Origin of the sequence: Aestuariirhabdus haliotis (assembly GCF_023509475.1) — a bacterium.
GTDB classification, from domain to species: Bacteria; Pseudomonadota; Gammaproteobacteria; order Pseudomonadales; family Aestuariirhabdaceae; genus Aestuariirhabdus; species Aestuariirhabdus haliotis.
In genome coordinates this window covers 64,515-78,157 of the sequence record NZ_JAKSDZ010000012.1, presented here as the reverse complement: position 1 = coordinate 78,157, position 13,643 = coordinate 64,515, and the positions used below count along the sequence as shown (strand labels likewise).

Sequence of the window (13,643 nt, the reverse complement as noted above, 5' to 3'; positions counted from 1 at the left end):
TTTTGAAAGGTCTGGACCTTACTGCAAAGACGTGCCGCGATTCTGGATTCGCCTGAAAGCCAGAGTTCATCTGAATTAATCAGAGGTGCCCTAGGCATTGCTGAATAACCCGGTTGTCAGACCTCCTTTACTCGCGGGGCCTGACAACCATTTCGAGGATCTCTTGGCTTTTATATTTCTTTCCCGTCCAAAACAACAGTTGCTTCAACGGAGATTATCCGTCGGCGATAAGGCGCCCTCGTTACCCTCGCCCCCTTCTGCCAAAGCAACACAGATGATCGCTTTTCTACGTCATGTCGGTTGTCCTTTTGCAGAGCACTGCGTCAAGCGCTTGCGTTATTGGGCCGATGAACACCCCGATATAGAGGTGTCTATTGTCAGCCACGGTGATCATAAAGCATCAAAGCGATGGCTGAACAGCATAGGGGGCCAAGGTCGGTTACATCTGATCGATGATCCCGAACGCGAACTCTACGGGCAATGGGGATTGGGATATAGCAATCTCGGGCATTTTATGGGGTTACGTTCGCTCCTGGGCGTACTGAGATTATTACCCAGGGGGATTCGTAATCGACAAGCCTGCGGCACTCGTTGGCAACGTTCAGGATTATTTCTACTAAAAGAAAACCGCATTATCTGGTATCACATTCCGCACTCGGCCGAGATTTTGACACTACCACAGGGCAAGCTTATTACAGGGTAAGTCTTGTTTATTCGAATAAGCTCTGACTGTCCGCCAACGCCATTCAAAACTGCCTTGGGTAACGACCGCGGTCTATTATAAAATCTGGCAACTGCACGTACAGGAAGCGCCATGCCAACCATTAAAATGCCACCTTATATTCGCAAGGGCGATCGGGTTATCCTGTTTGATGGCTTATGCAAGCTCTGTAATGCCTGGGCCAACTTTATTATCGAAAAGGATAGCCATCATTGCTTCAAGCTCTGTAGCGTGCAATCCAGGCAGGGGCAAGAGATTCTGATTCATTTCGAACTGCCTACCGATCAGTTCGAAACCATGCTTTATGTGGCCGACGATCAATGCTTTACAAAAAGCGACGCATTTCTACGTATTATGAATAAATTACAATATCCATGGAAGTTACTCATCTTATTCCGTCTTATTCCCCGCCCTATTCGTGATTGGTGTTATGATCGAATTGCCCTCAATCGCTATGCGCTATTTGGCAAATACGACTATTGTGCACTACCTACTCCCGACCATGACCGACGATTTATTGATGACAAACACTGAACTTTCACAGATCAGCAGTATTTGTCGCAACTGCCTGGGTTTTATTTTTATCTATCACGGACTCTTGCCAAAAATCCTCTGGTTAAGTCCCACCGAGGTCGCACTGGTTGATGCCACCGGTACGGGTATGCAGGCTGCGACCGTTTCACTCATTGCTGGCGTCATTGAAATTATTTTGGGCCTTCTGGTTATCTTTTATCGCCGCAGCCTTATTCCTGTTTATGTAGCCGGCCTGATGTTGATAGCCCTGTTAGGCTACGTTGCAATATTCAAAGCTTCGTTATTGGTCGAAGCCTTCAATCCTGTAACCACCAACCTGCCTGCGCTGGTATTGTGCTACCTGATTGTAAAACTCGACCCAAAACCCTTTCCGGAATAGACCATCCATTCGATACCCATTAAGGATTTTGGACGACCAGGGTCATTTCTGATTGCAACCGTCGATTTAACAGGTACATCATAGCCACCGCTGTTAACACCACAAACGCCGCGACCCAAAAACCATACTGCGTAAGCCCATAATGGCTCAGTACGGCAATCAGCAAGTAACTCAGGTTCTGCACCAGAATAGCAAACATCGCGATGCCACCGTTCACTCTGCCCCGTTCCGACATATCCACCTTGCGGTGCATCCAGTTGGTCCCGGATATGCGGTTCAGGGCATTAAAAAAGCCAAAGCCGAACACGAACAACAACAGGTATTCGGGTCTTACCGATACGCTCATTCCGACTAACATTAACGCAATAACCGCCATGGAAAACTGCATCAAATGGCGAAAAGAGGCCAGCCGCAATAACCTGGCGATGAACAGTCCGGTCAGTAACGAGCCGACTCCAAAGGCGATGTAGAATCCTGCGAACCAGTCTCCACTGATTCCCTGCTCCGAGAACCAGACCGGCACCAACTTGCCCAAAAAGGTTAATACCGGATAGGACAGTGAGGAGAGCAACAAAAAACCATAGAAGTGTGGCCGTGCCGAAAATATGGCTTTGCTCTGCACCAGCTGACTTGCAAAGGTGGAGGCTTCGCTTTCACGAACCCGGCGTCGATAGGGCGTACAAAGGTAGCAGAGTGCCCCCAGCCCGGAAGCAATCGCTGCAAACAGGGCAAACTGCATCATTCCCCAATGGGTTAATAGCAACACTCCCAAGGCACCCGCCCCCAGAGTGGTGGTTTGCATAACTATCTCCTGATAGCCGGAGATGGTTCCATATTCATGCCGGTCATAATTCTCCTGGGTGAAAGCACTGTTGGCCGACCAGGCCAGATCGTTCGTGACCCAGAACACCAACTGGGCACCGGCCAGCCACCAATGTGACTCGGCATTGATCGTATACAACACAAGGACTCCAGCTGCGGTCGAGGACTGAATCACTTGCACAGCCACCAGTATCGATTTGCGCGAATGGCGATCGATCAGAGTGGAAAAAAGAGGTGTTACAAAAAAAGAACTGGCGGTACAAACCATGGCAACCAAAGCCACGAAGGTGCCCATACCCGGCGTTGCCAGCATCACCCAGGGCAATGCCATCATAAACAGTCCGGAGGACAAGCCGTCAAAGAAGAGACCTGAAATATAGGGTCGTGTTTTAGATTTCATCGCTATTTCCCGCGCTTTGTTTGCCACTGGCATCACCGGTACCTGTCCATTGTCTGAATCAGGTGCTACTCTAAAACCTCAACTTAAGTTGAGGTAAAGCGTTATTTACATTTTTTTATAAGCAGGACAGCGCAATGGATTTGAGTATCGGGGAAGTTGCCAAACGGTCGGGTGTAAAAGTCTCCGCCCTGCATTTTTACGAGCAGAAAAACCTGATCAGTAGTCACCGGAACTCCGGCAACCAGCGCCGCTACCAGCGCAGTGTGTTACGACGTATCGCGGTCATTAAAGCGGCGCAGCAAGTCGGGTTGAGCTTGCAGGAGATATCCAACGCGCTGGATTCGCTACCCAAAAACAAAGCCCCGACCAGACAACAGTGGGAAAAAATGTCTCGCGCCTGGTATGACGATCTGGAACACCGTATACAGCAACTGAAAGCCTTGCAGGAAGACCTGGGAGGCTGTATCGGCTGTGGTTGCCTGTCCCTGGAAAATTGCTCCCTGCGCAACCCGGATGATATCCGTGCCCAGGAGCACAGTGGTGAAAGCCTGCTAACGGACCCCGACTAGAACCGCAATCATCCAGCACTGCAAATAACACCCGCTAACTGACTGTAAGATTCTTGCTACGAGGAAAAAACGATGACTCCCGCCCCTATCAAAGATGAGATCACCTTTGAAGAGTTTGCCAAACTGGATATTCGCGTCGGCACTATTGTGTCGGTTAGCGATGTCGAAAAATCCAAAAAATTGCTTCGGTTAACCGTGGATTTTGGTGACCACCGCCGCTCTATTCTTTCCGGCATTAAACAGGAACGGCAAAACCCGCAAGAGATCGAGGGGCAACAAGCGCTCTTTGTGGTCAATTTACCCGAACGGAAAATGGCTGGAGAAATCTCTCAGGGTATGCTGTTTGATATTGGTTACGAAGATGGCGTTACACCACGCCTTGCCATACCCGAGGGCCCGATTCCCAATGGTGCCAGGGCGGGGTAATACTGTCAGGGCAGCGTTGAAGTATTCTGTCTTCCCCTAGAGACTCTGTTCCCGCCAGCGTCGGCGCCACTCCTGAGGGGACATACCCTGCCAGGTTTTGAAACGCCGACTGAACACTGACAATTCGGCAAAGCCCAGGTTAAGTGCGAGATCGGTCAAACTGATAGAAGAATCCTGCAAGTGCTGTAACGCAATTTGCTGGCGAGTTTCCCGTAGCACCGATGAATAACTGAGCCCCGATTGCTGCAAACGTTTTTGTAACAATCGGGGGTGCACCCCCAAGACGGACGCGCAGCGGTTCAGTGAGCATTCACCACTGGGCAACAGGTTACTGATGGCATAGCGCAGTTGCAGAAGCAGGTCATTCGGGTAGACCGCCTCCAGGTAATCGAGCCGTCTTTGCAGATGATCGCTCAGATGCTGCTCGTCACGACGGGGTACGCGTGTCATCCAGGCCACCGGAAATTCCACCAGGTCAAAAGCACTTGAGAATGCAATGGGCGGATACCCCTGCACCCCTGTGCCATCGTAAGGCTTTGTGTGCCGAGGCTGTTTTACTCGAATTTGATACTGCTCCGGAGTACCGCCACAGAGATCCACCAGGCTGCGATAAAGCACCCCCAAGCTGAGCTGCATTAACTGAGTGGTGCCCCTGGCACTGGTGAAATCAAAAGCCAGCGCTAACTGCCAGCGTTCAGCATTATTCGCTGCGACTCGCTGTTGGGTAATGATGCCGCTGGCATGCAGATGGACATAACTCAGCATCAAATCTATCGCCTTGGCCAGAGTCGGTTCTTGCGCAGCACGCAGTACCAATTCGCTGAGCACCGAATCGCTTTGACCATTGGACAACTCAAAACCAAACCAGGGGCACCCGCAGACGATGGCGGCCTGCTCCATCAGCTCAGCAACTCTGGGATAAGCCAGGTAGGCATCGGGCTGTCGTAACAACGCACTGCTCAGGTTATGTTCGGCCAGAAGCACACTCGGATTAGCCCCGAAACGACTCACCAGCGCTTCAAACCCTTGTAAAGCGGCACTGCGAACCAGGTACATGGCATCTCCTGGGGTAATAGGGCTTCAACCCCGTTCGTAATAGGTCAAATTAGATTCGTAAAAGGTCAAACATAACAGGTTAAGTACTGCTAGAGTAGATACTCTAAAAATAAATAGATGGCCATCAGGCCACCGCCCGGAGCCCTCCGCATGAACAACACCCATTTCGATTACATTATTATTGGCGCCGGTTCTGCCGGTTCGGTCCTGGCCAATCGTCTGTCGGCTGATCCCTCTACCCGCGTCTGTTTGTTGGAAGCCGGCCCCAGGGATAACTCGGTCACAGTCAGCTGCCCGATGGGTGTGGTGGCACTGATGCAAAGCAAGAAGCGCAACTGGTTATTCAACAGCAAGCCTCAGCCCAGCCAACATAATCGGGAAATATTCTGTCCGCGAGGCAAAACCCTTGGCGGTAGCAGTTCGGTCAATGCGATGGTCTATATTCGTGGCCACAAATGGGACTACGACCATTGGGCTTCGCTGGGCAACGAAGGCTGGAGTTATCAGGAGGTCTTGCCTTACTTTCGTTCGACCCAGAATCAGGAACGCGGTGAGAACGAATTCCACGGTGTTGGCGGTGGCCTCAACGTCGCTAACAGCCGCTCCGAGCACCCGATTGGCAAAGCCTTTATCAAAGCCGGCCAAGAAGCCGGTTACCCCTATAACGACGATTTCAACGGGGCGGATCAGGAAGGGATTGGCGCTTATCAAGCCACCCAGATTAATGGCGAACGCTGCAGTGCGGCCCGGGGCTTTTTGCATCCGGTCATGGACCGGCCCAACCTGACGGTATTCACCGAAGCGCGCGCCCAGCGCATTCTGTTCAAAGGCAAACGCGCGGCCGGAGTAGAGGTACGAATCAAGGATCAAACCCATTGCCTGTACAGCGATCGCGAGCTGATTCTGAGTGGCGGCGCCTTTAACTCACCCCAGCTGCTCATGCTCTCGGGCATCGGCCCAGCCGATGAGCTGGCTCGGCATGGTATCGAGCCGGTTATGGAACTGCCCGGAGTGGGCCAGAACCTGCAAGAACACGTCGATGTGGTCTCGGTGGTAAAAAGTAAAAATGCCGGCCCCTTTGGCTTCCACCCCTCATCCTGGGGCTATGCCGCCAAAGAATTATGGCGCTACATCAAACAACGGCGTGGTTTTTTCACCACCATTTTTGTCGAGAGTGGCGGCTTTATTAAATCCACCCCGGACAAATCCATACCCGACCTGCAACTGCAGTTTATTCCCATGGCCATGGACGATCACGGCCGCAACCTGTCGTTTCTGTTTGTCCGTGGTCTCTCTCTGCACAACTGCTTGCTGCGTCCCAAGAGCCGTGGCAGCGTCACCCTGAAAAGCAAAGACCCCTCAGCCGATCCCGACATCGACCTGAACCTGCTGAGCGATCCGGAGGATTTGGCAACAATGGTCAAGGCGGTTCGTATCAGTCGGGAGCTGCTCAACCAACCGGCGCTCAAACGCTGGAATAGCGAAGAGATCTTCCCTCGCAATGATCAGCAAAGTGACCAGGAGATCGCCGAGTTCCTGCGCGAAAAGGCCAACCATGTTTATCACCCCGTGGGCACTTGCAAAATGGGCAACGACGAAATGGCCGTGGTGGACGCCCGCCTGCGCGTTCATGGTGTTGAGGGGTTGCGCGTAGTGGACGCGTCTATTATGCCAACCCTGATTGGCGGCAACACCAACGCGCCGACCATTATGATCGGCGCCAAGGCTGCGGATATGATCCTCGAAGATCAGGCCGATGATCACCACGAAACTCATACCCGACCAGACGCCAAGAAAGAGCAGGTCGAAGCACAACCGAGCTAAATAGATCCAGTTGACGAAAGGAATTCAACCATGAATCAGCAAAACGGTGCCGAGGCGATGCTTGCTTCGCTGATCAACGCCGGAGTCGAAATCTGCTTCGCCAACCCCGGCACTTCGGAGATGCAGATGGTGGCCGCCATGGACAAGATCAGCGGCATGCGCCCGGTACTGGTGTTGTTCGAAGGTGTCGCCAGCGGCGCTGCTGACGGTTATGGCCGCATCGCCGACAAACCCGCCGCCACCATGTTGCATCTGGGCCCTGGGCTCTCCAACGCGATGGCCAATTTGCACAATGCCCGCCGCGCCCACACGCCAATGCTGAACCTGATTGGCGATCATGCCAGCAGCCATGCCCAGTATGATGCGCCTCTGGCCTCCGATATTGTTGGCCAGGCTAATACCGTTTGCGATTGGGTACGGGTGGCCGAATCTGCCGAAGATCTGGCCCGCTGCGGCGTCGAAGCCGTGCAACAGTCACAACAGGGTGCCGGCCAGGTCACGTCGGTGGTAGTGCCCGCCGACTTTGCCTGGACCCCCGTCAACCAGCAGTGTGCCCCCCTGGCACCCCCGGTTAGAGAAACCGTTAGCGACAAAAAGATCGAGGCGATCGCCGAGCAACTGCAAGACGGTGGTAACAATGCCTTGATGCTGGGCGGCGTGGCACTGCGCAAACGAGGCCTGACGGCCGCCGGACGCATTGCCAGAAAGCTCGGCATTCAGGTCTTTAGCGAAACCTTCCCCACTCGCTGGCAACGCGGCGCCGGATTGTTTCAACCAACGCCGGTACCCTATCTGGCGGAGCTGGCAATCACTACCCTCAAGGGCTTGGACAAACTGGTTCTGGTAGGCGCCAAGGCTCCGGTGGCTTTTTTTGCCTACCCTAATTTGCCCGGCCAACTGACCGACGAGAGCACCGAACTGTTGTCATTGGCCAGCGTCGATGAAGATCTGGACGCCGCCCTGGAAGCCCTCGCCGAACGGCTCGGCGCCCATCAGGCACCCGAAGTAGCACAGCGCGCGACACCTCCAGCGCCTCGGGAAGAGCTCTGCATGATCGGCGTGGGTGCCGTTATCGCCGAGCTGATGCCGGAAAACTGCATCGTTTCCGAGGAAGCGGTAACCGGCAGTTTCGGTTTTTATCCCATGACCCAGGGTGCGGCTCCCCACGAGGTACTCACCGTCACCGGCGGTGCTATTGGCCAGGGTTTACCCGTGGCCGCCGGAGCCGCCCTCGCCGCCCCCGAGCGCAAGGTGCTCTGCCTGCATGGGGACGGCGGCGCCATGTATACCCCACAATCGCTATGGACCATCGCTCGGGAAAATCTCGACGTCACCATCGTGATCTACAAGAACAACAGTTACAGCATTCTCAATCTGGAGTTGATGCGTACCGGCGCCAGCGGCCAGGCCGAACAAGCCAGGAGTTTGCTCGATCTCAGCAACCCCATAATCGACTGGGTCGGTCTGGCCACCAGCATGGGCATACCTGCCAGCAGCGCCAATACAGTGGCAGATTTCAGGCATCAGTTCGCCGATGCCATGGCCCAACAGGGGCCCCGGCTGATCGAAGCCGAACTGGTCGAAATGGACTTGCTGGCAGCGGTCGCAGCGATGGCAAAAGAGAAATCATAAGGCGGCGCTATCCCTCACCTGGGAGTCGCCAATTATTATCCTGACCTGGCCTGCAAGCTGCGCAGGCGATTCAGGGCCGCCGCCAACTCCTGCAGGCGAGGCATGGCCAGCCTCCCCTGAACGTAGGGCGGTAGAGGATCGAGCCCCTGTTGCCGGGTGTGCTGCCACAGGCTTTCCAGCAGGCTTACCAGGTCGGTTGTGGTGGCCGCCTCGGTCACCGCCCTGGCGTAAGCCTGCAACAGATAACCGATACTGAGCAGCTGCCCTTCATCCACCAGTTGTTCCACCCGGCTCAGATCAATCTCTTCATGGCCCAGCCTGAGCAGGCGAGTATCGAACGCTTTTACCTTGTCTGGCCCGGCAATGGCCGTCGCGCTGAGTGAACGCAATCGAGTGGCCGCGGCACCAATCGCCGGCAGTTCGCTACGACCAACAATGGTGCTCGGGTCGGCGAGTTGACGCGCTCGCACGCTGACATCCCTGGGCCGGTAATGATCCATCATCACCACGGCGTCGGCGGCGGCAAAAAAGTCACCGCTGCCTCCCATCACCAAAATGACCGACACGCCTTCCCCGCGCAGCGACCCAACCCGTTGCACCAATGGCGAAATGGGTTCGCAGTCATCACTGACCAGGGCCTGCATCCGCCGGTCACGAATCATAAAGTTGGTGGCGCAGGTATCTTCATCGAGCAATAAACATCGGCTGCTGGTCGCCAGCGCCTCGATGATATTGGCCGCCTGGGAAGTGCTGCCGCTGGCATTGTCGGTGCTAAAGTCAACCGTCGAGCGTCCCCCCGGCAACTCACCAATAAAGGGGCTGATATCCACCCGACGAATCGAACGACCATCCTCCGCACGTATTTTAACCGCGCTGGCAAGGGTCACCACCCGTTCGCGCCCATCCCCTGGTATATGGTCATAAACGCCGCGTTCCAGGGCATGCAACAGAGTCGATTTACCATGAAAACCGCCTCCCACAATCAAGCTGACCCCGGAACGAAAACCCAGGCCGCGTACTCGAGTGCCATCGTCCAGAACGAGTTCGACCGCCAGTGTCTCGGGTGCTTGCCAGGACACCGCATCGGCTAACGGGCGATCATCGATACCACTGGCACGGGGTAACAGAGAACCATCGGCCACGAAGGCAACCAACCCCCGTTCTGTTAACTGATCACGCAGCTGTTGCTGTTCGAGCACCGAACGTACCTGCTGCTCGAGTGCATGGCGGTAGCCATCAAAAGCCAGCAGGGAATTGGCCACCAGTTCCGGTAATTCCTCACAGATAAGCCGACAAGCCTGGGCTGCAGCCACCCGCCGGCCATGGGCGGGCAACCCTAACTGACAACGAATTTCCACGCAGTCCTGGCGCACAATCACCGCATTGCGTTTCAATACCTGTTGGCCATATTGGGCCATGTGGATCAGGCCACTGTTACCCGACCCCTTGACCCGGGTGCGATGAGCGTTCATGGCCCAGGAAAGCCGACGCCCCAGAAAATCTTCTACCGCTGTCCGCTGTGCCTCGCTAACCATCAGGGCCTGCGGAATGGGCAACACACTGGAATCAATATGCAGACTGCAACGGCTCGGGTCGGCAAAGGGATCGCCCTGAACATGATCAATGCTCAATTCAAACTCGGCCAGAACATAACGGCCGGCAATTCGTTTGTAGGCTTTATAACCCTGACCATCGATGGCTGTCAGTCGCTGCTGGAGCTGTTCAATCGAAACACTCTGTTGATGGTTCATGCGTCTTCAATGACCTTGTGAAATCCTCTGAATTTGGTTTTTCAGGCCAAAACCTTTGTCCAGGCGGCATCATCGCCGACCGCGACTGCCAGCCTGGCTCCCATGTATTATAGTTCGCTGCTGAATGAGCCCTGACTCTCTTGCCTGTGGAGCGACCCTATGAGTAAAACGATCGAGCACCTGCCACTGCTATCTCCTGCCCTGGGCACCGAACGCAAGCTGAAGGTGATCCGCTGGCAAGGTGAAGAAGGTCCAACGGTGTATTTGCAAGCCGCATTGCACGCGGATGAATGGGGTGGCATCCATTGTCTGCACTACCTCGAACCTCTGCTCGATGAAGCCATGGCTAGGGGCGAGTTTCAGGGGACGGTTATTATGGTGCCCGTGGCCAATCCGATCGGCTTGGGCCAACATTTGAACGGTTATACCATTGGCCGCTTCGATTTCGATTACAGCGGTAACTTTAACCGCAACTTCCCCCGCCTGGCTCCGATGGCCATTCCGAAACTGGCACCCTTGCTGGGTTCAGACAGCATCGAAAATGCCCGTCTGGTCCGTAATTGCCTGCGGGAATGTCTGGATGATCTGAGCCCTCAGCTGGAAGCCGAACTGCTGAAACAACGCCTGCTGGAGCTCTCCCTGCAAGCGGATATCGTGCTCGATCTACACTGTGACAGCGAAGCCACCCTGCACCTGTATGCCAATCGTCGCCATCAACAGCAGGCTGTTGAATTAGCCGCATTCATCGGCGCCCCGGTATTACTGCTGGAAGAGTCAACCGAAGGGGCTCCTTTCGACGATGCCAATGCCGCCCCCTGGTGGCAATTACAGGAACAGTTTCCCAAGCATCCCATCAACAGTGGTTGTTTCGCCTGTACCATAGAGTTTCGCGGTCGCACCGATATTGAAACCGAGCTGGCCGAGGCCGACGCCAGGGGGCTTTATGGGTTCCTACAAGAAAAAGGCGTTCTGGCCGGCACACCCGATGCGCCCACACCCCTCACCCAAGGCACGCCACTGGATGGTCTTGATGCGGTCAAGGCGCCGTTGGCCGGTTTGGTCGAGTACTGTAAAGCGGTCGGAGACTATGTCGAAGAAGGTGAGCGAGTCGCCTGGATCATCAACCCTTATGGCGAAGATCACCAGAACCAGCGGGTTCCCGTCTACGCTAAAACCTGCGGCCTGATGTTTGCTCGACGCCGAGATAAGATGACCCGCCCGGGTCATACATTGGCCAAAATTGCCGGTGACCATTCGCTGGCGTTTCGCCAGGGAGGCAAACTTCTGGAGTATTGAGGCTACCTGGATTTAACCCCTGGTTAATCCAGTGAATTGATATTGATCAATGTCGGCGGCTCCGGCAATCCTTCACAATGTCCTTTCGTTATTCACCGGAGCCAACCATGACCCGCATCACCGATCACATGAGCTGCGACCATCGTCATTGCGACGAACTGTTCAGCGACGCCGAGAATCATGCCAATGCCGGTCAATGGGAGCAGACCAATCAGGCCTGGAAAATCTTTGCCGATGCCCTGGAGGCGCATTTCAGAATCGAGGAGGAGATTTTGTTTCCTGCCTTTGAAGCCGCCTCGGGTATGAGTGGAGGCCCCACGGCCGTGATGCGTATGGAGCATCAACAGATGCGTGCCCTGTTGGAGGAGATCAATACGGCTTTGGCCGCGCAAGACAAAGCGCAGTTTCTCGGTGGTAGCGAAACCCTGATGGTGATGATGCAGCAGCACAATATGAAAGAGGAGCAGATCCTCTACCCGATGGCCGATCGCACACTTCCAGACACCGAAGCGACCCTGCAACAGATGACCGGCCAGTAATACTGCCCCCCATGTCCGCGATCCTGCTCGATCTTAGTGAACTGGAGCCCCCGCAACCCTGGGAGCGGATCGTCGAACAACTGCCCAGGCTCAACCAGGGCGACTGGTTACAGGTCTGGCACCACCGCGAGCCTCGCCCCTTGTGGGCATTACTGAACCGATTAGGACTGAGCTACTGCTGTCTCGAAATTGCCAGGCTAAGCAGCGCCCAGCAAGACCATCTGCCTTGCCCACCCCCACTGGCACAGTATTGGATACTGATCTGGAACCCGCATGATCAACCAAGCAGCCAAACGTGTCAGAAGTTGATCGAGCTATGAATACCGCCGGCCTCGACTTTGATCATATCCCTCCGCTATCGGTACCCTTTCGCTTCTTTATCAGCGCCAGCCTCTTTGGCGCACTGGCCGGCATCGCGCTGGTCTTGATGCCTGGCGCCGCGTCAGGAAATGGCCTGGGTAATCGCTGGTCTCCGGAATTATTGAGCATCACTCACCTAATAACTTTAGGCGTCATTATGATGGTGATGCTGGGCGCATTGTTCCAGATCCTGCCCGTGGTGGGCGCCGAGCCGGTAAAGCAACCTCACTTGCGCGCGGCCCTGATTCATCCACTGTTGTGCCTGGGGACTCTGGCATTAAGCGTCGGCCTCTGGGTGCTGGGCACGCCACTGGGTAAAACGGCACTCTGGATCGCGATGTTACTCCTGCCCTGTGCATTGTTGGTCGCCATGGCCAGTTATCTACCGGCCATCGTCTGCCACATCCGCAGTAATGCCACGCTCAGGCAAGCCAGCTGGGCCTTACTCGCCCTGGGCATCACTTTGCTATTGGGCTGCTGGCAATTGCTGGGCTGGAGCCTGCCACAACAGTTCCCGCTTGATCGACGTCTGACCGACCTGCACGCGCTTTGGGGCACTCTGGGATGGTGCCTGTTATTGATCGGGGCCGTGGCGTATCAGGTGGTGCCGATGTTCCACACCGCACCAGCTGTGCCCACACGAGTGCAACAATTCAGCGCCCCGGTGTTGATACTGTTATTGATTGGCCTGGGCTTCTTTCAAGGTTGGTCCCCAGTGCCCTGGTTTGAACTATTGCTGAGTGTTTATAGCCTTTTGTTGGCCAGTGGACTCTTAGGGAATCTCGCCCGTCGGCGTCGTCGCGTGGCTGATGCCACACTGCGCGCCTGGCAGTTGGCGGCGACTTGCCTGATGCTGGCTTGCTTCGGCTTCTGGCTGAGTGTCTGGGGCTGGGTGCCCGAATCCTTCGCTTTTATATTGCTGCTGTACGGCGTGATTCTTAGCGTTGTGATCGGCATGCTATTGAAAATCTGTGCCTTTCTTCTCTACCTGCATTTGCAACAGCGATGCGGCACCTGCTTCGAGGCCTTCGCCCTGTTGCCCAAAATGCACGAACTGATCGCCCAGCAGCAGGGACAACGATTATTGGCATTGCACCTGTTTGCTCTACTGACTCTGTTAACTGCAACCATAGCACCGCTGCCAACCCTTATTTGCGGCGCGGCACTCTGTAGCGAATTTGCTTACCTGCTGACCCTTCAATGCCGGGCCCTGGGCCGCTACCGGGTAGCAGCGCAGCGGATCGACGTGCAGGTATCGCAACAGAACCCTGGATTAGCGAACGGCGCCCGGGCTGCAAAAGAGTAAGCTCAACAGATCAGACCTTCGCCGACCA

At 55.1% G+C, this 13,643-nt stretch carries 14 protein-coding genes; 11 read left to right on the top strand and 3 right to left on the bottom strand.

The genetic code is table 11. The annotated features are described in order from the left end of the window. Nucleotides 1-274 precede the first annotated feature (274 nt). The 3 genes from MIB40_RS09805 (at nucleotide 275) to MIB40_RS09795 (ending at nucleotide 1,634) form a co-directional block, all read left to right on the top strand. Complete coding sequence (locus tag MIB40_RS09805) at nucleotides 275-703, top strand: AhpC/TSA family protein (protein ID WP_249693521.1); 429 nt, start codon at nucleotides 275-277, stop codon at nucleotides 701-703. A 111-nt stretch (nucleotides 704-814) separates the two neighbouring features. Beyond that, nucleotides 815-1,255 (top strand): thiol-disulfide oxidoreductase DCC family protein, encoded by a 441-nt coding sequence (locus MIB40_RS09800; protein ID WP_249693519.1) that lies wholly within the window; start codon nucleotides 815-817, stop codon nucleotides 1,253-1,255. Continuing rightward, nucleotides 1,242-1,634, top strand: a complete 393-nt coding sequence (locus MIB40_RS09795; protein WP_249693517.1) for a DoxX-like family protein — start codon at nucleotides 1,242-1,244, stop codon at nucleotides 1,632-1,634. The genes MIB40_RS09800 and MIB40_RS09795 overlap by 14 nt, the downstream gene beginning before the upstream one ends. A gap of 19 nt (nucleotides 1,635-1,653) precedes the next feature. Here the strand turns inward: MIB40_RS09795 and MIB40_RS09790 are convergent, their stop codons facing one another. Then, nucleotides 1,654-2,856 carry an MFS transporter gene (locus tag MIB40_RS09790; RefSeq protein ID WP_249693515.1) on the bottom strand — a complete coding sequence of 401 codons (1,203 nt, stop codon included), beginning with the start codon at nucleotides 2,854-2,856 and terminating at the stop codon, nucleotides 1,654-1,656. Between the two features lie 134 nt (nucleotides 2,857-2,990). Between MIB40_RS09790 and soxR the strand changes: the two genes are divergently transcribed. Next, on the top strand, nucleotides 2,991-3,425 hold the full coding sequence (gene soxR, locus MIB40_RS09785; protein ID WP_249693513.1) for a redox-sensitive transcriptional activator SoxR: 435 nt from the start codon (nucleotides 2,991-2,993) through the stop codon (nucleotides 3,423-3,425). A gap of 72 nt (nucleotides 3,426-3,497) precedes the next feature. Then, nucleotides 3,498-3,851, top strand: a complete 354-nt coding sequence (locus MIB40_RS09780) for a hypothetical protein (protein WP_249693511.1) — start codon at nucleotides 3,498-3,500, stop codon at nucleotides 3,849-3,851. Nucleotides 3,852-3,887: 36 nt separating this feature from the next. On the opposite strand, the gene MIB40_RS09775 is transcribed toward MIB40_RS09780, so the two are convergent. Beyond that, complete coding sequence (locus MIB40_RS09775; RefSeq protein WP_249693510.1) at nucleotides 3,888-4,907, bottom strand: helix-turn-helix transcriptional regulator; 1,020 nt, start codon at nucleotides 4,905-4,907, stop codon at nucleotides 3,888-3,890. Between the two features lie 150 nt (nucleotides 4,908-5,057). On the opposite strand from MIB40_RS09775, the gene MIB40_RS09770 reads away from it, so the two are divergent. Further along, nucleotides 5,058-6,731 carry a GMC family oxidoreductase gene (locus MIB40_RS09770; RefSeq protein WP_249693508.1) on the top strand — a complete coding sequence of 558 codons (1,674 nt, stop codon included), beginning with the start codon at nucleotides 5,058-5,060 and terminating at the stop codon, nucleotides 6,729-6,731. A gap of 30 nt (nucleotides 6,732-6,761) precedes the next feature. Continuing rightward, a complete protein-coding gene (locus MIB40_RS09765; RefSeq protein ID WP_249693506.1) occupies nucleotides 6,762-8,363 on the top strand; it encodes an acetolactate synthase large subunit in 1,602 nt (533 codons plus the stop codon). Nucleotides 8,364-8,398: 35 nt separating this feature from the next. On the opposite strand, the gene MIB40_RS09760 is transcribed toward MIB40_RS09765, so the two are convergent. Further along, the gene (locus tag MIB40_RS09760; RefSeq protein ID WP_249693504.1) at nucleotides 8,399-10,114 is read right to left on the bottom strand and encodes an ABC-ATPase domain-containing protein; all 1,716 of its coding nucleotides are present in this window, start codon (nucleotides 10,112-10,114) and stop codon (nucleotides 8,399-8,401) included. Nucleotides 10,115-10,273: 159 nt separating this feature from the next. Here MIB40_RS09760 and MIB40_RS09755 point away from each other — a divergent pair, with 159 nt between their 5' ends. The 4 genes from MIB40_RS09755 (at nucleotide 10,274) to MIB40_RS09740 (ending at nucleotide 13,615) form a co-directional block, all read left to right on the top strand. Then, complete coding sequence (locus MIB40_RS09755) at nucleotides 10,274-11,410, top strand: succinylglutamate desuccinylase/aspartoacylase family protein (protein WP_249693502.1); 1,137 nt, start codon at nucleotides 10,274-10,276, stop codon at nucleotides 11,408-11,410. 107 nt (nucleotides 11,411-11,517) lie between these two features. Then, nucleotides 11,518-11,949 (top strand): hemerythrin domain-containing protein, encoded by a 432-nt coding sequence (locus MIB40_RS09750; RefSeq protein ID WP_249693500.1) that lies wholly within the window; start codon nucleotides 11,518-11,520, stop codon nucleotides 11,947-11,949. An 11-nt stretch (nucleotides 11,950-11,960) separates the two neighbouring features. Continuing rightward, entirely contained in the window at nucleotides 11,961-12,269 is a 309-nt protein-coding gene (locus MIB40_RS09745; protein ID WP_249693499.1) for a DUF2249 domain-containing protein, read from the top strand. Next, nucleotides 12,245-13,615 (top strand): hypothetical protein, encoded by a 1,371-nt coding sequence (locus MIB40_RS09740; protein ID WP_249693497.1) that lies wholly within the window; start codon nucleotides 12,245-12,247, stop codon nucleotides 13,613-13,615. The genes MIB40_RS09745 and MIB40_RS09740 overlap by 25 nt, the downstream gene beginning before the upstream one ends. The last annotated feature ends 28 nt before the right edge of the window (nucleotides 13,616-13,643 follow it).

Excerpts from the sequence above, each read along its gene's own strand:
- MIB40_RS09805 (WP_249693521.1), top strand. The coding sequence starts at position 275 with ATGATCGCTTTTCTACGTCATGTCGGTTGTCCTTTTGCAGAGCACTGC.
- MIB40_RS09800 (WP_249693519.1), top strand. The coding sequence starts at position 815 with ATGCCAACCATTAAAATGCCACCTTATATTCGCAAGGGCGATCGGGTT.
- MIB40_RS09795 (WP_249693517.1), top strand. The coding sequence starts at position 1,242 with ATGACAAACACTGAACTTTCACAGATCAGCAGTATTTGTCGCAACTGC.
- MIB40_RS09790 (WP_249693515.1), bottom strand. The coding sequence starts at position 2,856 with ATGAAATCTAAAACACGACCCTATATTTCAGGTCTCTTCTTTGACGGC.
- soxR (WP_249693513.1), top strand. The coding sequence starts at position 2,991 with ATGGATTTGAGTATCGGGGAAGTTGCCAAACGGTCGGGTGTAAAAGTC.
- MIB40_RS09780 (WP_249693511.1), top strand. The coding sequence starts at position 3,498 with ATGACTCCCGCCCCTATCAAAGATGAGATCACCTTTGAAGAGTTTGCC.
- MIB40_RS09775 (WP_249693510.1), bottom strand. The coding sequence starts at position 4,907 with ATGTACCTGGTTCGCAGTGCCGCTTTACAAGGGTTTGAAGCGCTGGTG.
- MIB40_RS09770 (WP_249693508.1), top strand. The coding sequence starts at position 5,058 with ATGAACAACACCCATTTCGATTACATTATTATTGGCGCCGGTTCTGCC.
- MIB40_RS09765 (WP_249693506.1), top strand. The coding sequence starts at position 6,762 with ATGAATCAGCAAAACGGTGCCGAGGCGATGCTTGCTTCGCTGATCAAC.
- MIB40_RS09760 (WP_249693504.1), bottom strand. The coding sequence starts at position 10,114 with ATGAACCATCAACAGAGTGTTTCGATTGAACAGCTCCAGCAGCGACTG.
- MIB40_RS09755 (WP_249693502.1), top strand. The coding sequence starts at position 10,274 with ATGAGTAAAACGATCGAGCACCTGCCACTGCTATCTCCTGCCCTGGGC.
- MIB40_RS09750 (WP_249693500.1), top strand. The coding sequence starts at position 11,518 with ATGACCCGCATCACCGATCACATGAGCTGCGACCATCGTCATTGCGAC.
- MIB40_RS09745 (WP_249693499.1), top strand. The coding sequence starts at position 11,961 with ATGTCCGCGATCCTGCTCGATCTTAGTGAACTGGAGCCCCCGCAACCC.